Below are 17,682 nucleotides of genomic sequence, written 5' to 3' on the forward strand. Positions count from 1 at the left end.
CAGCAGATTCGTGATCAGTGCCCCGGAATTCTTCCATCATCTAGTGATCCCTCTAGAGCATGGAAGATTCGGTCATCGGAAAGGTGTCCTGTCTGGATGGGCTCGGGCTGGCATCGATGCCCCCTGACGGACGCTCACGTGATTAAGGAAACTGAAACCTTTCCAAAATTGCCGCCTGGCGTGACAAGCAGTGGCATGTTTGCTTAGGCTGGCCTTACTTAGGTGAGCCTAAGCGCGATACTTCCGCCCAGTGATCCCACAAGACAGGAACCAACGATGCTCCGCCGCTTCCCCGCCGTCGTCGCCGCCACGATGGCCCTCGCCCTCGCCGCCTGTGGCCAGTCCAGCACCGAGCCCGCTGCCTCCACCGACGAGAAGGTCACCATCAAGCACGTCCAGGGAAGCACCGAGCTGCCGAAGAACCCCGAGAAGGTCGTCGTCCTCGACTACTCCAGCCTCGACTCGATGAAGGCCCTCGGTCTGTCCGAGAAGGTCGTCGGCGTCCCCACCAAGACGCTGCCGAAGTTCCTCGACGAGTTCAAGGACGAGGAGAATGTCGGCACCCTGCAGGAGCCCGACATCGAGAAGATCGCCGCCCTGGAGCCCGACGCGATCATCATCGCCGGCCGCACCGCCGCCAAGTACGAGGAGCTCTCCAAGGTCGCCCCGACGGTGAACCTGGCCGTCGACGGCACCAAGTACATCGCCTCCAGCAAGCAGAGCGTCACCAACCTGGGCACCATCTTCGACGTCGAGGAGCAGGCCGCCAGCAAGTTCGCCGAGGTCGAGAAGGCCATCGACGAGACCAAGGCCTCCGCCAGCAAGGGTGGCAAGAACCTGTTCGTCCTCACCAGCGGCGGCAAGCTCTCCGCCTACGGCCCCGGCAGCCGCTTCGGCTACGTCTACGACGTCTTCGGTGTGAAGCCCGCCGCCACCAACTTGAAGACCGAAAGCCACGGCCAGGCCATCAGCAACGAGTTCATCGCCACCACCAACCCCGACTCGATGTTCGTCATCGACCGCGACGCCACCATCGGCGCCCAAGGCCAGAGCGCCGCGAAGATCCTCGACAACGCCCTGGTCAACAAGACCTCGGCCGCCAAGAACAAGAAGATCACCTACCTCGACGGCTCCCGCTGGTACCTGTTGGGTTCCGGCCTCGACAACACCGTGGAAATGGCCAAGGAGCTCCAGGGAGGACTCTCGTGAGCCTGGTCCTCGACCGCGAGCAGACGGCCACGCGCCCGTCCCCGCACCGTGACCTGACCGCGCAGCCCGTCGTGCCCACCAGCACGGCGGGCTCCGCCGCGTCTGGAGCCACCCCCGTCGCCACCGCGGAAGTCACCCGGAGCCGCTCCGCCAGCCTCCCGATGGGCGTTCGCGGCCTGCTCGCCCTGGCCGCCGCCCTGCTCGTCATCCTCGGTCTCGCCGCCGCCTCCCTGGTGGTGGGTGTCGCCGACCTCGACGGCCACGTACTGCTGCACTCCCGCGTGCCCCGCACCCTCGCCCTGGTGCTCGCCGGCAGCGCCCTGGCCGTCAGCGGCCAGATCATGCAGCTGCTCACCCGCAATGTCTTCGTCGAGCCCTCCACCGCCGGCACGATGGAATTCGCCACCGCCGGCCTGCTCGTCAGCGCCCTGGTCTGGCCCGGCGCCCCGATGATCGCCAAGATGGGCTTCGGCGCCGTCGCGGCCCTGCTGGGCACCGCCCTGTTCCTGCGCATCCTGGCCCGTATCCCGCTGCGCGACATGCTCGTCACCCCGCTGGTCGGCATGATGCTCGGCGGCGTCGTCAGCGCCGGGGTCACCTTCGTCGCCTACCGCACCGACCTGATGCAGTCGCTCAGCTCATGGACCACCGGCGACTTCTCCGCCGTCCTCTCGGGCCGCTACGAACTGCTCTGGGTCGCCGGCGCGCTCACCCTGCTCGCCAGCTTCCTCGCCGACCGCTTCACCGTCGCCGGCATGGGCGAGGCCTTCACCACCAACCTCGGGCTCGACCACCGCCGCACCGTCATGGTCGGCATGGCTGTCGCCGCCGTCGTCAGCGCCACCGTCGTGGTCACCGTCGGGGCCCTGCCCTTCCTCGGCCTGGTGGTCCCCAACATCGTGCGCAGCGTCATCGGCGACAACTGCCGACGCAGCGTGCCGTGGGTGGCGCTGCTCGGCGCCGGCTTCGTGCTCGCCTGTGACCTGCTGGCGCGCCTGGTGATCCATCCCTTCGAGATGCCGATCGGCACCGTCATGGGCATCGTCGGCGCCGCCGCCTTCCTTGTCATCCTGCTGCGGGGGAGGCGTTGAGCAGCGCAGGCCTCACCCCGGCCCGTCGCCTGCTGCTGATCGCCCTGGCCACCATCGTGGCCGCCGGGCTCTACATCGGTCACCAGATGCCCAGCTCGGGCTACCTGGTGCAGCGCCGCGTCACCACCGTTGCCACCCTGCTGCTGGTGGCCGTGGCGATCGGCGTGGCCACGGTGCTCTTCCACACCGTCACCGCCAACCGCATCCTCACCCCCTCGATCATGGGGCTGGACGCGCTCTACCTGGCGCTGCAGACCGCCTCGGTCTTCTTCCTCGGCACCATCGGCCCCGGCAAGGGAGTCCAGTTCGTCGTCACCCTCGTGGCGATGGTCGCCTTCTCGCTGCTGCTCTTCCACGTGCTGCTGGTACGCCTCAACCGGTCCGTGACGATGATGGTGCTCGTGGGTGTGCTGCTCGGCGGGCTCTTCCGCGGCCTGTCCAGCTTCATGCAACGCCTGCTCGATCCCGACGCCTTCCTGGTGCTCAGTGACCGCTTCTTCGCCGACTTCACCGGCGCCCCGCTCGAGCTGCTCGCGATCAGCGCCGCCATCATCCTGGTGGCGGTCGTCTGGGTCTGGCGGCAGCGCCGCGAGCTCGATGTCGTCGCCCTGGGCCGCGACCTCGCCATCGGCCTGGGCGTCGACCACCGCCGTGCCAGCCTGCGCCACCTGGCCGTCGTCGCCCTGCTGGTGGGCACCTCCACCGCCCTGGTCGGCCCCACCATGTTCTTCGGCCTGCTCGTCGCCCACCTGGCCTACCGGCTGGTCGGCAGCCATCTGCACGCCCACACCCTGCCCGCCGTCGTCCTGCTCGGCGCCGTCACCCTGATCGGGGGCCAGTTCCTCTTCGAACGCCTGATGGGCTTCGAGGGCAGCCTGTCGATGGTGGTCGAGTTCGTCGGCGGCATCACCTTCATCGTCCTGCTCCTGCGATCGAGTGCCGGGAGGCCCGCATGATCACCACCGAGAAGCTCCAGGCCCGCTACGGCACCACCGTCGTGGTCGACGACGTGACGCTGGAGATCCCCGAGAAGGGGGTCACCGCATTGGTCGGCCCCAATGGCGCCGGCAAGTCGACGCTGCTGGCCATGATCTCGCGGCTGCTCGCCCCCGCCGAGGGACGCGTCCTGGTCAACGGCCTCGACGTCACCACCACCCCCAGCGACGAGCTGGCCCGCAAGCTCGCGATCCTGCGCCAGGACAACCACCTGGCCGTACGGCTGACCGTGCGCGACCTGGTGGCCTTCGGCCGCTACCCCCATTCCAAGGGGCGTCTGACCGTCGACGACCAGGCCCACATCGACGCCGCCCTGGACTACCTCGACCTCGCCCCGCTGGCCGGCCGCTTCCTCGATGAGCTCTCCGGCGGCCAGCGCCAGCGCGCCTTCGTCGCCATGGTGCTGGCCCAGGACACCGACCACATCCTGCTCGACGAGCCGCTCAACAACCTCGACATGGCCCACGGGGTGCGGATGATGCGCCAGATGCGCCGCGCCGCCGACGAGCTGGGCAAGAGCATCGTCATCGTGCTGCACGACCTCAATGCCGCCAGCGTCTACGCCGACCACATCGTGGTGATGGCCGATGGCCGCGTGGTGGCCACCGGCAGTCCGGCCGAGATCATGCAGGACGAGCTGCTCAGTGAGGTCTTCGGCCTGCCGATCCGGGTGCGCGAGATCGACGGGAACCTGATCGCGCTGCACTACGCGCGCTGAGCCCCTCTCCGGGGCCGCTCTGAGGGCATGTGGCGCAGGAATCGACACACATACGGCGGCGAAGGACATGTGAACGTGTCGTGCGCCGCCAGGGGCGCAATTTCGGCAGCGCGACCGCGCCAGCAGATCGGGCCAGCAGATCAGCGGCCGAGCAGGAAGCCCACGGCCTCGCGCGCCGTCCATCCCTGGGGATGGATCTGCAGCAGCTGACGTGCCCCCTCGAGGTCCTGGCCCAGGGTGATGCCCATGGCCTCCTTGTAGCCGTCCTTGCGCTCCTGGCCCAGACCGATGTTGGCGGTCAGGCAGTTGCACAGGCACTTGCGGCCCACCGTGTCCTCCAGCTTGCCGCCCTTCTTGAGGTAGGCGTCGACGGGTTCGGAGGCGCAGCGGTAACCGATGGTGCCGTTCTCGCGCTGGTAGGGCTCACGCAGGTAGCTCAGGTCACACAGGCGCGGACGGGCCTCGTAGACCTCGGGGTCGGACAGGGTGCCGGCCACCTGGGCGATCTTGAAGGGGAAGCCGGTGGGGGAGGCTCGGGGGTCATTGCGCACCTCGAGGACCCCCTCGCAGATCTCGTCGAGCATCTTCTTGCGGATGGGCTCGGTGAAGCCCGACTCGGCGGCCAGGGCGAAGACGGTGCCGCACTGGACGCCCTCGGCGCCGGCCTCGCGCACGGCCTGCACCTGCTCGGGGGTGGAGACGCCGCCGGCCACCCAGAAGGGCGAGCCGACCTGCTTCATCTTGGCGAGGTCGGCCAGGTCCCGGTCGGAGTAGATCGGGTCGCCTGCCTCGTCGAGGGTCATCTTGCCGCGCGGTGGGGCGGAGTGGCCGCCGGCCACCGGGCCCTCGACGACGAAGCCGAAGGGCTTGATCTTCTCGTCTCGGTTGAGGAAGTTGGCCAGCGAGTGCACCGAGATGATCGCCAGGAAGCGGGGCGTGGGCAGCGGGCTCATGGGCTGGCCGAGGATGGCGGTCGGGTCGGCCTCCTGCCAGGCCTCCTCGCCGCCTTCGACGCCGACGTGCACGCCGCCGGGGCGCCCGGCCGACAGGTCGCGCAGCAGCTGCGGGATCTCGCGCGGGATGCCGGCACCCATCAGGACGTAGTCGACGCCTGCGAGCACGGCACCGAGTGCACACAGCGGGGTGGCCATCTGGATCTTCTCCAGGAAGTTGATGCCGACGATGCCGTCGTGGCCCTCCTTGGCCAGCCAGGTCTCGACGAAATTGCCCACGACGGTCAGGTCGGCGACGGCCTGGCCGGGGTTGATGGTGATGGTGGGGATGGGGCGGTAGGGCGAGCCCTGGCGACCACCTTCCTGGAAGTACTTGTCCCAGACGCGCTCGGCCATCTCGGGGTAGGGGAAGGCGTCCAGTGCGCGACGGCAGTGACCGCCGGGGTCGCCGTCCTGGAGCTTGCGGGCCAGGACTGCGTCGAGAGCGGTGCCGGAGACGACGCCCAGCTCACCGGCGAGGCTCACCTCGCGGGCCAGCTGCCAGCTGGAGACGGCGACACCCATGCCGCCCTGGATGACGGTGGGAAGGGGGCGTTCGGTCATCTGGTCCTCCGAAGATACGCATCCGTAAGTTACGTGTGCGTAACCTACGGTAGCGTAGGGATTTCGGACTGGACAGTACCAATTCTTTGTCTGGCGGCAAGTGCCGGCCCCGAACAGTCCCAGCTCGGGGCCAGCACCCGCTTCACAGCGAGGTGTGTTCCGGGGTGTCCGGCTCGTAGGCGACATCGGCGAAGACCTCCTGCAGCCCCATCCACCACTGCTGGCGCGGACGGCGAAAGCGCGGGTCGATGTGCTCCATCAGATGCCCCAGGGGCGCCTTCTCGATCAAACCGCCGGTCAACCCGATGTAGTAGGAACCCGGATCACCCTGGGCCCAGCCCTCGTCCAGCGCCGTGATGGCGCGCGAGACCAGGCGGGTGGCCAGCAGACGGTCGAAGGGGGTCGGCGCACCACCCTGCTGCACGTGGCCCAGGATCGAGGAGCGCACGTCGAACTCCTCCTTGCCCTCCTCCTCCAGCAGCTTGGCCAGGAAGTCGGTGTCGTAGTGCTCGCTGGCCTCCTCGTTGCGGATGGCCAGGAAGAGCCGGCGCCCGCCCTCGAAGGAGCCGCGCAGCCATTCCATGTCGCGGTACAGGTCGCCCAGACTGATGCCCGTCTCGTGCAGGTAGACCCGCTCGGCACCGGCGGCCAGGCCACTGACCAGCGCCAGGTAGCCGCAGTAGCGGCCCATCGTCTCCACCACGAAGGCACGCTTGGTGGCGGTGCCCGACATCTTGATCCGGTCGATCGCGTCGACGATCACGTTCAGCGCGGTGTCGGCGCCGATCGCCAGCTCCGAGCCGGGGATGTTGTTGTCGATGGTGGCCGGGACGCACACGATCGGGATCTGGAAGGCCGGGTAGCGGTCGCGCTCGCTGTGCAGCAGGTGCGCGGCGCGGTAGGCATTCCAGCCACCGATCACCAGCAGTGCGTCCACCCTGTGGTCCTCCAGCGCCCGGCTGATCGAGTACAGGTGCTCCACCGACGGCACGGTGCGACGGATCCCCAGCTCGGCACCACCCTCGCCGGTCCAGCCCTCCACGTCGCTCCAGCCCAGCTCCTCGATCTCGCCGTCGCGCATGCCGACGAATCCATTGTGCACGCCCAGCATGGTGTGGCCACGGCTGATGCCCAGCCGCACCGCCGCCCGCGCCGCCGTGTTCATGCCCGGCGCCAGGCCACCGGCGTGCACGATCGCGATCCGCTTCGAGCTGCGGTCGGGATCCACCCTGGTGGGCTCGGCCAGCTCATGGAAGATCTGGCGCATCTCGGTGAAGGAGCCGCCCCGCAGCCGCATCGCCCCGGCGTGGTCACCGGCCTCGATCAGGCGCGGCACCTCACGGGTCTGCTCGACAGCCTTCATCAGCTCCACTGCCGCCACCCTGTTGCCGCGCAGACCCATCACCATGCCCGGGCTGTCGGGGGTGGCGGCGAGCACCTCCTTGGCAGCCTCGTGCCCCAGCCAGGTCGACGCCCACCGGTCATAGGCGCTGGGCTTGCCGCCGCGCTGCACGTGGCCCAGGATCGTCACCCGTGCGTCCTCGCCCAGCCTCTCCTCCAAGGTGGAGCGCACGTACTCGCTGGTGATCGGATTGCCTTCACGGTCCTGCGCACCCTCGGCGATGATGACGATCGAGTCGCGTCGCCCGGCATCCCTGCCCCGCTTGAGCTCGGCGCACATCTTCTCCTCCCAGCCCTCGGCCGGGGGGTTCTCGGGGATCAGGCAGTAGTCGCAGCCGCCCGCGACCGAGGCCATCAGCGCCAGGTAGCCGCAGTGGCGTCCCATCACCTCCACCACGAAGCTGCGCTGGTGGCTGGCGGCGGTGCTGGCCAGGTCGTCGATGGCGTCGACGATGCGGTGCAGTGCGGTGTCGGCGCCGATGGTCATGTCGGTGCCCACCAGGTCGTTGTCGATGGAGCCGACCATGCCGGCGATCATCAGCGTCGGGTGCGCCTCGGCCTGCTCGCGGGTGATGCGGCCCTCGGTGGCGAGCTCGTCGAGCAGCCCGGGCCACTCCTGGCGGAACATGTCCAGGCCCGAGAGCGAGCCGTCGCCACCGATCACGACCAGGCGGTCGATGCCGTGCCCGACGAGGTTGGCGGCGGCCTTCAGCCGGCCGGCGCGCTCCCGGAACTCCTTGCTGCGGAAGGTGCCGATCACGGTGCCGCCGCGGTGCAGGATGGAGCCAACGTCGTCCCAGCCGAACTTCTTGATGCCCTCGCCGCCGTCGATCATTCCCTGGTAGCCCTCGAAGATGGCGTAGGGCTCGGCACCCAGCCGGATCGCGGTGCGCACCGTCGCGCGCACGGCGGCATTCATGCCCTGGGCGTCACCGCCGGAGGTGAGGATTCCGAGCCGGACCGGCTCGTGGGGCTGGACAGGGGCGGGGGTCTGCTCGTCAGTGATCACCCTTCCATTCTGGCCGAGCGTGCCCGGGCAACAACCAGCGCGGGCCGGTTGTTGCCCGGGAATTCACCTGGGGTCAGGCCGGGGATGCTGTGGAGACCAAGGGATACTGGGAGGCCATGGCCCGCCCGGGCCGCCTGACGACGAGGGGAAGCTCTTCCATGTGGCGAAAGATCATGGTGGTCGTGCTCGGCCTGGCGATGGCCGCCAGCATGGGGCTCGGCGCGCTGAGCATGCAGCCCAGCGCCGAACAGAAGGCCCAGCAGCGCGCCGATGAGCTGATGACCAGCTATGACGAGCAGGCCCAGCGCTTCTGGACCACCGGCAGCAGCCAGTGGCCCGTGATCGAGCAGACCTTTGCCGGGGTGCGCGAGTCCGTCGCAAAGCAGGGCCTCGAGATCATCCGCGCCACCAGTGACAGCAGCATCGAGCAGGCGAGCCAGGACAATGGCCGCACCGTCGTCGAGGCCTCCACCCGCCTGGACTGGACGGTCACCGGCGACAAGGCCCCCGAGGGCGCACAGTCCGGCCACACCTACCGCCACGTGCTCACCTTCGACGAGGCCGGCACCCTGCTGTCGGACCAGGTGACACCCGAGGAGTGAGGGGCTCGTCCACAAACCACATCGAGAGCGGCCGTCGATGCACAGGGAGCATCGACGGCCGCTGCGGATGTGGTTTGTGGACGCGCGTGGTTTGTGGACGCGTGTGGAAGCCGCTCAGTCGTCGCCGGCGGCCAGCAGCTCGTCCACGTAGCACCAGCGCCAGGACTCCCCGGGCTCGATCGAGCGCATCGTCGCGTGGCCGGTCCGTTCGAAGTGTCGGGTGGCATGCATCCCCACCGAGGAGTCGCAGCAGCCCACGTGGCCGCAGTCCAGGCACAGGCGCAGGTGCACCGGGTCGGTGCCCTCCTGTTCACACTCGGCGCACACGCCCGGGGTCAGCGGCTCCACCCACATCGGGGCCCCGCCCAGGTGGTCACACGGCGCCTGCGGCAGGTGGGGGCGCAGCGGCGCGCGGTGGACCTTGCGGGCCGCCTCGGTGTAGTGGAAGATGCTGGCCTCCTCGACGTCGAGCGAGTTCAGCACCTGCGCCAGCACCTCGTGCTCGGCCTGGCCGGCATCCCGGATCTTCAGCACCGTGTCGCGCTCGGCGACGATCGCCTCGCTGCGCAGCCGGCGCCAGGTCTGCGAGGGGGTCTCCAGCTCGTCCTCGGTGCGGCCCAGGCGCTCCCAGACCGAGTTGATCCGCTGCTGGCCCAGCTCCTCGAGCCGCTGGACGGTGGACTCGTCACCGGGACGGGCCTTCTCGCGGGCCCGCTCCAGGCCAGCCGCCACGGCGTGCTGGTAGATGGTGGCCTCCTGCAGGGTGTCCTCGCGCGGGTCGGGACCGTGGACGCCGATGCGGCGGGCCACCATCGGCAGGGTCAGTCCCTGCAGCAGCAGCGAGCCGATCGTCACCGCCAGCGCGACCAGGATCAGCACCGAGCGGTAGGGCGTGTCCAGCGGCAGGGTGAGGGCGGCGGCCAGCGTGACCACGCCGCGCATGCCGGCCCAGCTGATCACCACGGACTCGCGCGCCGGGGTGGTCTGGCGGGTCGGGCCGATGTGCACCAGCAGGCGGGTGCCCAGCACCCACACCACGCGCAGCACCACCACGGCCAGCAGGCTGGCAGCACAGACGGCCAGCACGTCGAGGGTGCTCAGGTCGCTGCCGCGGGCATTGTTGACGATGGTGCGCACCTGCAGGCCGATGAGCAGGAAGACGGCATTCTCGAGCAGGAACTGGATGGTGTGCCAGTTGACCCGCTGCGCCAGCCGGGTCTGGCCCGACTGGATGCGCGGTGAGGTGTGGCCCAGCACCAGGCCGGTGACCACCACCGCCAGCACGCCTGAGCCGTGCAGCTCCTCGGCGGGCACGAAGGCGATGAAGGGCGCCAGGATGCTCAGCGTGGTTCCAGTGACGGCATCCTCGGTCAGGCGCATGCACAGCCCCATCACCTTGGCCACCACCAGCCCGACGACGACGGCCACCACCACGGCCCGGACGAAGTCGAGCAGCACCCCGCCGATGGTCACGCTGGCACCCATCGCGGCGATGGCGGTGCGCAAGGTCACCAGGGCGGTGGCGTCATTGACCAGGCTCTCGCCCTCCAGCACCGAGACGACCCGCCGTGGCAGGCCGACGGAGCGGGCGACGGCACTGGCCGCCACCGCGTCCGGGGGTGCGACGACGGCGCCGATGGCGAAGGCGGCCGGCCACGGCACGTCGATCATCGAGTGCACCAACACGCCCACCCCGGCGGTGGTGAACAGCACGAGGCCGATGCTGAGCCAGCCGATGGCGGGGATGTTGCGCCGGAAGTCCACCAGCGAGGTGTTGATCGCCGAGGCGTAGAGCAGCGGCGGCAGGGCCCCGATGATCACCATTTCGGGAGAGAGCTCGGGGGCGTGGATGCCGGGGAGGTAGCTGCCCAGCAGGCCGACCACCAGCAGGGCCAGGGGGGCGTTGAGACCGGTGCGCCGGCAGGCGGCGGTGACCGCGAGGACGACCACGAGGAAGGCGGTCACCCCCAGTACGAGATGTTCCATGGTCGAAAGTGTGACAGCGCCCAGAACACTGTCCGCACCACCTCGTCGCGTGCGAACGCGGCCCCGCCCCCCGGGTGGAGGTGCGGCGGACGAGGAGTTTCAGTCGGTCGCCGCCCGGCTCGGGGGCACCTGGGTCTCGGGGGCCGGTTCGGGCAGGGGGGCGCGCACCAGCAGCGCTCCCGGCTCGACGCGTACCCGCATCATGCGGTGCCGGCCCATCGGGTCGCCGTCCACCTGTACCCGCCGAGGGCGTCGCACCCGTACCACATAGGACTCGGCCTCGCTCTGGTGGATCGACGGGTGTCCCCGGTGGCTTCGGGTGAGCAGGTGCCACAGCGCCGCCGTCCAGCCGAGCAGTCCCTTGGGGGCGAACAGCAGCAGGTCGAGCAGTCCGTCGTCCACCCGGGCGGCCTGCAACAGGGCGACGCCGCCCTGCACCGATCCGCAGTTGCCCACCAGGACGCTGCGCACGTGCTGGTCGTGGCGCTGGCCGTCGCTGGCGGTGACCCAGGCGTGCATGCCGCGGGTGAACAGCTTGGAGGCGCCGGTGAGCCCATAGCCGAGCCAGCCGAGCCGGGCCTTGACCGCCTCGGAGGTGTCGGCCATCGTCTCGGCGTCCAGCCCCATCCCGACCATCACCAGGAAGGCCTGTTCGGGGAGGTGGTCCAGGCGCACCATGCCCACGTCGATGGGGCGATCGCCGGCCTGCAGCGCTGCCTCGAAGGCCTCGGACACACCGCTGATGGGGGTGCCCAGGTTGCGGACCAGCAGGTTACCGGTGCCTCCGGGCAGCAGGCCCAGGGCGGTGCCGGTGCCGGCCAGTTCGCTGGCGACGGTGCGCGCCGTCCCGTCGCCGCCCAGGGCGCAGACCAGTTCCGCGCCGGACTCGAGGGCCTGGCGGGTCTGGCCTGCACCCGGGTCGTCGGCGGTGGTCTCGAGCCACAGCAGCTCGTGGCCGTGGCTGCGGGCGATCTCCTCCAGCTCGTCGCGCATCGAGGGGATGTCGGACAGCTTGGTGGGATTGGCCACCACCGCGATCATGCTCACCGCCCCACGGTAACCGCCTGGTCAACCAGTCGTCGTGCCCAGACCATGCCGAGGTCGCTGGCCGGATGGTCCAGGGTGTCGTTGCCGATCACCACGTCCTCGATCGGCAGCCCGATCATCGACAGCCCGGGGACGGGTGTGCCGCCGGCGTCGATGCACTGGGCCTGCGGGGTGATGTCGAGGCCGCGGCGCCCGTGGGCGACGCGCACCAGTCCCTGCCGGGCCAGCGAGTCCACCAGCGGCGTGCGGGCGCTGCGCATGCCCGGGGGGCTGAGCAGTGCGTCGATGACGACGTCTGGTTGGCTGTCGCCCTCGGGGATCCCGGTGACGTGCGAGTCGATCTGGACGCCGGCCTCGAGCCAGGACAGGTCGATGATGCCGCGCTCGCACAGCCCGGCCAGGCGGATGGCGGCCGGTAGCGGCGGCCCGAAGGAGAAGCGCTCCAGCACGTTGACCGCGCGCAGGTATTCCTGCCACACCTCGGGATCGGGCACATGGAAGGAGAGTTGCTTGATGGCCGTGTTGCGCAGCCGTGACCAGGCCCAGCCCAGCATCCAGCCGGGGCCTGGGCGGCGGGCCCGCTCCGCGACCGCGATGGAGCGGTGCAGTGAGGCCAGGGCACGCGAGCGTTCCGGCAGGCCGGGCTCCCAGCCGGTGTCCAGCGTCGAGGTGGTGTCCTGTTCGGCCTGGCTTCGCTCGACGCCGGTGAGCACCAGCATCTCGACGGCGGCCTGGCGGACGGTCTCGATGACGGCGATGGGGTCCTCCGGCATGGAGCGGCCCAGAACCTCCAGCAGCTCCTTCTCGTCGGGAAGCGGGTCGAAGCCGTGGACGGGGGTGGCGTGGGCCAGGCGTCCGGAACGTCCCACCGGCAGGATACGGGCGGGCCAGCGCGAGGGGTCGCGCCCCTCGGTGAGGTCTGCGACGACGTCGACGAAGGTGAGCCCGGCGCCGCGGGTGGCCACCGTGCAGCCCGGGGGCACGTGCTCCTCGTCCAGCCACTCGGTGACCGGGTAGACCTTCTCCACCAGTCGGGTGGACTGGTCGGGATTCCACTGGTGCGGGAGCCGCTGGTCGTGGTCGGGGGCGTGGCCGGTGGCCAGCAGCACTTCGTCGACCACCTGCGGCATGGAGGCGCTGACCAGCCAGCCGTTCTCGGCCGACGTGGCTGCGGGCGACGTCGATGGCCGGGTGGATTCCCTGGTCACGCAGCCACTGGGCCAGCGGGGGCAGCGGGGGCAGGTGGACCTGGCTGGGGGCGATGTTGAGCCGCATGTGATCGGGCTGGTCCATCTGGAAGCCGGCCCCGCCGCCGGGCGGGTACGGGTCGTAGCAGTGCACCTCGAGGGGTTCGTCCCCCCTCCACTGGGTGACGAGGTCGCAGAGGGCATGGATGCCGCGCGGGCCCTGCCCGATGATTGCCACCTTCATCGGATGGAGTCGCTGTCGACGGGACGGGAAACGGGGGTGGTGGCGGGGGGGGAGAACATGGTCCCCATCATGATCCACGAGTCGGGCTCCTCGGCAACGCCGCACGGGACGATTCCTTGCCATGCAGGAAATCGGGTCATCTGTTCCAAGTAGTGGTCGGGGTGCTTCATCCAGTGGGCGGCCCACGTGTGCAGGGTGGTAGCGTTGAGGCATGTCGTTGAAGCGTCACATGATGCAGCACACCCCGTACGCCATGGGCGTTCGGGCCGGTTGTCGCTGACCGACGCCCCCGGGCCCCAGGCCACCGAGGAGCGCCGCTCCCCACCCCGCACGACCCGTCTCCGGGTCCGTCCCGGCCCACGACATGGCCACCCGCAGATGCCGCTGGACAAGTGTCACTGGACAGGTGTCACCGAACAGTCCTGCACCAGTGGCCGTCGCACGCCGGGGACCACATCACGACTGCCGCAACGGCACCCATGAACACCCGCATCCCACGCCACTGGAGGACCCATGTCCACGCCCGTCCCGCCCCACTCCGACCGCGAGGTCGACGACGTCGTCAATGCCCACTCCCGCCGCCGCCCCGGCTGGGTGGTTCCGGTGGCCGTCCTGGCCGCCCTCGCCCTGCTCGGCGCCCTGTTGTGGGGGCTGACCAGCCGCAAGTCCCCCGAGCAGCCCGCCGCACCGGCCGCGAACCCCAGCTCGGAGCAGGCCGTCGCCGGCAGCGCCCGCACCGTCGAGCAGATCAAGGCCGACGGCACCGTGCGGCTGGGCGTCTTCAGCGACAAGGCCCCCTTCGGTTCCGTCGACGCCAACGGCAACTACGTCGGCTACGACATCGTCTACGCCGAGCGGATCGCCAAGGACCTCGGAGTGAAGGCCGAACTGGTGCCGGTCGAGGCCGCCAGCCGCGTCGAGTTCCTCACCAGCGGCAAGGTCGACGCCATCCTGGCCAACTTCACCGTCACCCCCGAGCGCCAGCAGAAGGTCGACTTCGCCAAGCCCTACATGAAGGTCTCCCTGGGCGTGGTCAGCCCCACCGAAGCCCAGGTCACCGAGGCTGCCCAGCTGAAGGACAAGAAGGTCATCGTCGTCAAGGGCACCACCGCCGAGACCTACCTCACCAAGGAGCACCCGGAGCTGCAGCTGCTGAGCTTCGAGCAGTACACCGAGGCCACCAATGCCCTGCTCGACGGCCGCGGTGACGCCTGGGTCACCGACAACACCGAGGCCCTGGCCTTCAGCCTGCAGAACCAGGACAAGTTCGTCACCGGGATCTCCACGCTCGGCCCCACCGACACCATCGCCGCCGCCGTGCAGAAGGGCAACACCAGCCTGCGCACCTGGCTCGACGAACAGATCGTCGAACTGGGCAAGGAGGACTTCTTCCACGCCAACTTCGACAAGACCCTCAAGCCTGCCTACGGCGAGGCCGCCAAGGCCGACGACCTGGTCGTCGAGGGCGGCAAGGCCTGACGGTGCAGCTTGACGTGATCGAGCGATACCTGCCGCTCTACGGCCAGGCAGCACTGGTGACCCTGCAGATCTCCCTGCTCGGCATCGTGCTCGCCCTGGCCGTGGGGCTGGTGGGGGCGCTGCTGCGCGAGGCGCGCGTGCCGGTGCTCTCCCAGCTGGTGGCCGTCTATGTGGAGGTGGCCCGCAACACCCCGCTGATCGTGCAGCTCTTCTTCATCTACTTCGGCCTGCCCAAGGCGGGCGTGCTGCTCTCGGCCACCACCAGTGCCGTGGTGGGCCTCGCCTTCCTGGGCGGTGCCTACATGACCGAGGCCTTCCGCAGCGGGCTGGAGTCGGTGGGGCGCATCCAGTGGGAGTCGGCGACCAGCCTGGGCATGGGGCGCGGCCAGGTGCTGCGCAACGTCGTCGTGCCCCAGGCCGTGAGCCGGTGCATGCCCGCCCTGGTGGCCAACACCATCTTCCTGGTGAAGGAGACCAGCGTGGTCAGCGTCGTCGCCCTGCCGGACCTGGTCTTCCGGGCCAAGGAACTGATCGGCCGCGAGTACAACACCCCGGAGGCGCTGGTGCTGCTGGTGGCCTTCTACCTGCTCATCCTGTTGCCGATCTCGCTGCTGGGCCGCTGGCTCGAAGGGAGGGTCCGCCATGCCGAGTTCGGGAATTGAGGTGCTCCTCGAGGGGCACAACTTCCTGCGCCTGCTGCAGGGCCTGTGGGTGACGGTCTCCATCGCCCTGTCCGCGATGGCCGTCTCCGTGGTGCTGGGCACCCTGCTCGGCGTGGTGATGACCAACCGCAGCCGTGGCGTCCAGCTGGTCACCCGGCTCTACCTGGAGTTCGTGCGGATCATGCCGCAGCTGGTGCTGCTCTTCGTGGTCTACTTCAGCCTGTCCACCAGCGCCGGCATCAACCTGGGCGGACGCACCGCCGCGGTGATCGTCTTCGTCGTGTGGGGCACCGCCGAGATGGGCGACCTGGTGCGCGGCGCCATCGAGTCCATCCCGCGCCACCAGCGCGAGAGCGCCCTGGCGCTGGGCATGACGCGCTCCCAGGCCATGCGCACCGTGGTGCTGCCGCAGACCCTGCGCAGGCTGCTGCCGCTGGCGATGAACCTGACCGCACGCATGGTGATGACCACCTCGCTGGTGGTGCTGATCGGCGTTGTCGAGGTGCTCAAGACCGGCCAGCAGATCATCGACGCCAACCGCTTCAGCCATCCCGACGCGGCCCTGTGGGTCTACGGGGCCATCTTCGGGCTCTACTTCCTGGCCTGCTGGCCGCTGTCGATGCTGTCGCGTCATCTCGAGAAGAAGTGGAAGGACCAATGAGCACCCACCAGGACATCCCCGACGAGCGGTCGGCCGACGCGCCGGCGCCGCTGCTGCAGGCCAGCGACGTGCGCAAGACCTATCCCAACGGCGTCACCGCCCTCGACGGCGTCGATCTTGCCGTGGGACGTGGCGAGGTGGTCGTCGTGGTGGGACCCTCGGGCTGCGGAAAGTCGACCCTGCTGCGCACCCTCAACGGGCTGGAGGAGATCCAGGGCGGCACCATCACCCTCGATGGGACCCAGCTCGGATCCCGCCAGCTGCCGTGGACCGCGGCCCGGCAGCGCATCGGCATGGTCTTCCAGAGCTATGAGCTCTTCGGCCACCTCAGCGTCATGGACAACCTGCTGCTGGGGCCGCTCACGGTGCAGAAGGCCAACCGCCCCGAGGCGGCGCGCCGGGCAGCCCAGCTGCTCAAGCGGGTGGGCCTGCTGGACCGGGCCGACGCCTTCCCGCGGCAGCTGTCCGGCGGCCAGAAGCAGCGCGTGGCGATCATCCGGGCGCTGATGATGCAGCCGGAGGTCCTGCTGCTCGACGAGGTGACCGCCAGCCTCGACCCGGAGATGGTGCGCGAGGTGCTCGACGTGGTGGCCGAGCTGGCCCGCGACGGCATGACCATGGTGATCGTCACCCACGAGATGGGATTCGCCCGCAGCATCGCCGACCGGATCGTCTTCATGGACCACGGCAAGGTGGTGGAGCAGGACAGCCCCCTGGGGTTCTTCACCGCCCCGAAGACCGAGCGGGCGCGCCAGTTCCTCAACATCTTCGAGTACGAGATCTGAGGCGCCGCCCGGGCTCGGGTGGCTGGGCGGATGGGTGGCTGGGCGGCTGCCTCAGGGAGCCAGCCGGTCGCGCTGCCAGGCGCCGTCGACGAGCTGGTAGCGCAGCCGGTCGTGCAGGCGGCTCGGGCGGCCCTGCCAGAATTCGACGAGCTCGGGGACCAGCCGGTAGCCGCCCCACTGCGGCGGGCGCGGCACTTGGTCACCGAAGCGCTCGGCGGCGGCGCGCTGGTTGGCCTCCAGCACCTCGCGCGAGTCGATCGGCTCGCTCTGCGGGGAGGCCCAGGCCTCCAGCTGCGAGGCCACCGGCCGCACCGCGAAGTAGTCGTCGGAGACCTGGGCGGGCACCTGCTCCACCCGGCCCTCGACGCGCACCTGGCGCTCCAGCTGCGGCCAGTGGAAGAGCAGCGCGGCCTGCGGGTTGGCGGCCAGCTCGCGGCCCTTGCGCGAGGTGTAGCTGGTGAAGAAGACCAGGCCCTGGTCGTCGACCTCCTTGAGCAGCACGATCCGGCTCGACGGGCGGCCGTCGGCCCCGACGGTGGCCAGCGTCATCGCATTGGGGTCGAGGATGTCGCTGGCACTGGCTGCCTCGAACCAGGCCCGGAACTGCTCCAGCGGATCGGCCGCGCTGGCGGCCTCGTCCAGGGCCTCGCCCTGGTAGTCACGTCGCATGCCATGGATGTCCATGACCCTGATCCTAGGACGGGCCCCTGATCCCAGGACGGTCTGGATAGCGTGGAGCCATGAGCCAGCTCCACGACGACCACCTGAGGGTCCTGTACCGCGAGATCCTGCGCCCCGCCTTCCCCGACGACGAGCTGGTCACCGAGGACGACTTCCTGGCCGGGTGCCGCCGGCAGGACTACCTGTTGCACGAGCTGACTGATGACGGGCAGACCGTCGCCCTGGCGGTCGCGGAGCACCATCCCGCCTCGCAGGTGCTGTTGTTCAGCTGGCTGGCGGTGCGGCCGGGGGTGCGCGGCGGTGGCTTCGGCGGGCGCGTCTTCGACGCTGCCCTGGCCGCATGGGAGGAGCTGCTGCACCCTGTCCTG

Annotated in this window: 16 protein-coding genes and 1 pseudogene; 10 read left to right on the top strand and 7 right to left on the bottom strand. The window is 69.7% G+C overall.

All coding sequences use genetic code 11. The features are described from left to right. Window positions 1-276: 276 nt before the first annotated feature. The 4 genes from ACHFFZ_RS12505 to ACHFFZ_RS12520 are packed head-to-tail and all read left to right on the top strand — an operon-like array spanning window position 277 to window position 4,014. The gene (locus ACHFFZ_RS12505; protein WP_394276935.1) at window positions 277-1,209 is read left to right on the top strand and encodes a siderophore ABC transporter substrate-binding protein; all 933 of its coding nucleotides are present in this window, start codon (window positions 277-279) and stop codon (window positions 1,207-1,209) included. Then, a complete protein-coding gene (locus ACHFFZ_RS12510; RefSeq protein WP_394276936.1) occupies window positions 1,206-2,300 on the top strand; it encodes an ABC transporter permease in 1,095 nt (364 codons plus the stop codon). Before ACHFFZ_RS12505 ends, ACHFFZ_RS12510 begins: the two co-directional genes overlap by 4 nt. Beyond that, on the top strand, window positions 2,297-3,256 hold the full coding sequence (locus tag ACHFFZ_RS12515; RefSeq protein ID WP_394276937.1) for an iron chelate uptake ABC transporter family permease subunit: 960 nt from the start codon (window positions 2,297-2,299) through the stop codon (window positions 3,254-3,256). Before ACHFFZ_RS12510 ends, ACHFFZ_RS12515 begins: the two co-directional genes overlap by 4 nt. Beyond that, a complete protein-coding gene (locus tag ACHFFZ_RS12520) occupies window positions 3,253-4,014 on the top strand; it encodes an ABC transporter ATP-binding protein (RefSeq protein WP_394276938.1) in 762 nt (253 codons plus the stop codon). The genes ACHFFZ_RS12515 and ACHFFZ_RS12520 overlap by 4 nt, the downstream gene beginning before the upstream one ends. A 140-nt stretch (window positions 4,015-4,154) precedes the next feature. Here the strand turns inward: ACHFFZ_RS12520 and ACHFFZ_RS12525 are convergent, their stop codons facing one another. Further along, entirely contained in the window at window positions 4,155-5,570 is a 1,416-nt protein-coding gene (locus ACHFFZ_RS12525) for a nitronate monooxygenase (RefSeq protein ID WP_394276939.1), read from the bottom strand. Window positions 5,571-5,712: 142 nt separating this feature from the next. Further along, entirely contained in the window at window positions 5,713-7,980 is a 2,268-nt protein-coding gene (locus tag ACHFFZ_RS12530) for a 6-phosphofructokinase (RefSeq protein ID WP_394276940.1), read from the bottom strand. Between the two features lie 158 nt (window positions 7,981-8,138). Between ACHFFZ_RS12530 and ACHFFZ_RS12535 the strand changes: the two genes are divergently transcribed. Continuing rightward, complete coding sequence (locus tag ACHFFZ_RS12535) at window positions 8,139-8,582, top strand: hypothetical protein (RefSeq protein ID WP_394276941.1); 444 nt, start codon at window positions 8,139-8,141, stop codon at window positions 8,580-8,582. Between the two features lie 114 nt (window positions 8,583-8,696). Here the strand turns inward: ACHFFZ_RS12535 and ACHFFZ_RS12540 are convergent, their stop codons facing one another. The 4 genes and pseudogenes from ACHFFZ_RS12540 to ACHFFZ_RS12555 form a co-directional block, all read right to left on the bottom strand. Then, a complete protein-coding gene (locus tag ACHFFZ_RS12540; protein ID WP_394276942.1) occupies window positions 8,697-10,568 on the bottom strand; it encodes a Na+/H+ antiporter in 1,872 nt (623 codons plus the stop codon). 99 nt (window positions 10,569-10,667) lie between these two features. After that, entirely contained in the window at window positions 10,668-11,609 is a 942-nt protein-coding gene (locus tag ACHFFZ_RS12545; protein ID WP_394276950.1) for a diacylglycerol/lipid kinase family protein, read from the bottom strand. Window positions 11,610-11,611: 2 nt separating this feature from the next. Beyond that, window positions 11,612-12,736 carry a hypothetical protein gene (locus ACHFFZ_RS12550; RefSeq protein WP_394276943.1) on the bottom strand — a complete coding sequence of 375 codons (1,125 nt, stop codon included), beginning with the start codon at window positions 12,734-12,736 and terminating at the stop codon, window positions 11,612-11,614. Between the two features lie 133 nt (window positions 12,737-12,869). Next, window positions 12,870-13,259 (bottom strand): annotated as a pseudogene (locus ACHFFZ_RS12555) (FAD/NAD(P)-binding protein); the annotation flags it as partial. Between the two features lie 300 nt (window positions 13,260-13,559). On the opposite strand from ACHFFZ_RS12555, the gene ACHFFZ_RS12560 reads away from it, so the two are divergent. The 4 genes from ACHFFZ_RS12560 to ACHFFZ_RS12575 are packed head-to-tail and all read left to right on the top strand — an operon-like array spanning window position 13,560 to window position 16,633. Beyond that, window positions 13,560-14,525: a transporter substrate-binding domain-containing protein gene (locus tag ACHFFZ_RS12560; RefSeq protein WP_394276944.1), complete on the top strand. Its 966-nt coding sequence runs from the start codon at window positions 13,560-13,562 to the stop codon at window positions 14,523-14,525. A gap of 2 nt (window positions 14,526-14,527) precedes the next feature. After that, entirely contained in the window at window positions 14,528-15,187 is a 660-nt protein-coding gene (locus ACHFFZ_RS12565; RefSeq protein WP_394276945.1) for an amino acid ABC transporter permease, read from the top strand. Beyond that, window positions 15,168-15,848, top strand: a complete 681-nt coding sequence (locus ACHFFZ_RS12570) for an amino acid ABC transporter permease (protein WP_394276946.1) — start codon at window positions 15,168-15,170, stop codon at window positions 15,846-15,848. The genes ACHFFZ_RS12565 and ACHFFZ_RS12570 overlap by 20 nt, the downstream gene beginning before the upstream one ends. Continuing rightward, complete coding sequence (locus ACHFFZ_RS12575) at window positions 15,845-16,633, top strand: amino acid ABC transporter ATP-binding protein (protein ID WP_394276947.1); 789 nt, start codon at window positions 15,845-15,847, stop codon at window positions 16,631-16,633. Before ACHFFZ_RS12570 ends, ACHFFZ_RS12575 begins: the two co-directional genes overlap by 4 nt. A 51-nt stretch (window positions 16,634-16,684) precedes the next feature. Here the strand turns inward: ACHFFZ_RS12575 and pdxH are convergent, their stop codons facing one another. After that, window positions 16,685-17,317, bottom strand: a complete 633-nt coding sequence (gene pdxH / locus ACHFFZ_RS12580; protein WP_394276948.1) for a pyridoxamine 5'-phosphate oxidase — start codon at window positions 17,315-17,317, stop codon at window positions 16,685-16,687. Between the two features lie 56 nt (window positions 17,318-17,373). Between pdxH and ACHFFZ_RS12585 the strand changes: the two genes are divergently transcribed. After that, the coding region (locus tag ACHFFZ_RS12585; RefSeq protein ID WP_394276949.1) for a hypothetical protein at window positions 17,374-17,682 on the top strand (309 nt) is incomplete at its 3' end.

It is taken from the genome of Luteococcus sp. (assembly GCF_043424415.1).
In the GTDB taxonomy this organism is placed as follows: domain Bacteria; phylum Actinomycetota; class Actinomycetes; order Propionibacteriales; family Propionibacteriaceae; genus Luteococcus.

Coding starts and splice junctions, on each gene's coding strand:
- ACHFFZ_RS12505 (WP_394276935.1), top strand. CDS start 277: ATGCTCCGCCGCTTCCCCGCCGTCGTCGCCGCCACGATGGCCCTCGCC.
- ACHFFZ_RS12520 (WP_394276938.1), top strand. CDS start 3,253: ATGATCACCACCGAGAAGCTCCAGGCCCGCTACGGCACCACCGTCGTG.
- ACHFFZ_RS12525 (WP_394276939.1), bottom strand. CDS start 5,570: ATGACCGAACGCCCCCTTCCCACCGTCATCCAGGGCGGCATGGGTGTC.
- ACHFFZ_RS12535 (WP_394276941.1), top strand. CDS start 8,139: ATGTGGCGAAAGATCATGGTGGTCGTGCTCGGCCTGGCGATGGCCGCC.
- ACHFFZ_RS12540 (WP_394276942.1), bottom strand. CDS start 10,568: ATGGAACATCTCGTACTGGGGGTGACCGCCTTCCTCGTGGTCGTCCTC.
- ACHFFZ_RS12545 (WP_394276950.1), bottom strand. CDS start 11,609: ATGATCGCGGTGGTGGCCAATCCCACCAAGCTGTCCGACATCCCCTCG.
- ACHFFZ_RS12560 (WP_394276944.1), top strand. CDS start 13,560: ATGTCCACGCCCGTCCCGCCCCACTCCGACCGCGAGGTCGACGACGTC.
- ACHFFZ_RS12570 (WP_394276946.1), top strand. CDS start 15,168: ATGCCGAGTTCGGGAATTGAGGTGCTCCTCGAGGGGCACAACTTCCTG.
- ACHFFZ_RS12575 (WP_394276947.1), top strand. CDS start 15,845: ATGAGCACCCACCAGGACATCCCCGACGAGCGGTCGGCCGACGCGCCG.
- pdxH (WP_394276948.1), bottom strand. CDS start 17,317: ATGGACATCCATGGCATGCGACGTGACTACCAGGGCGAGGCCCTGGAC.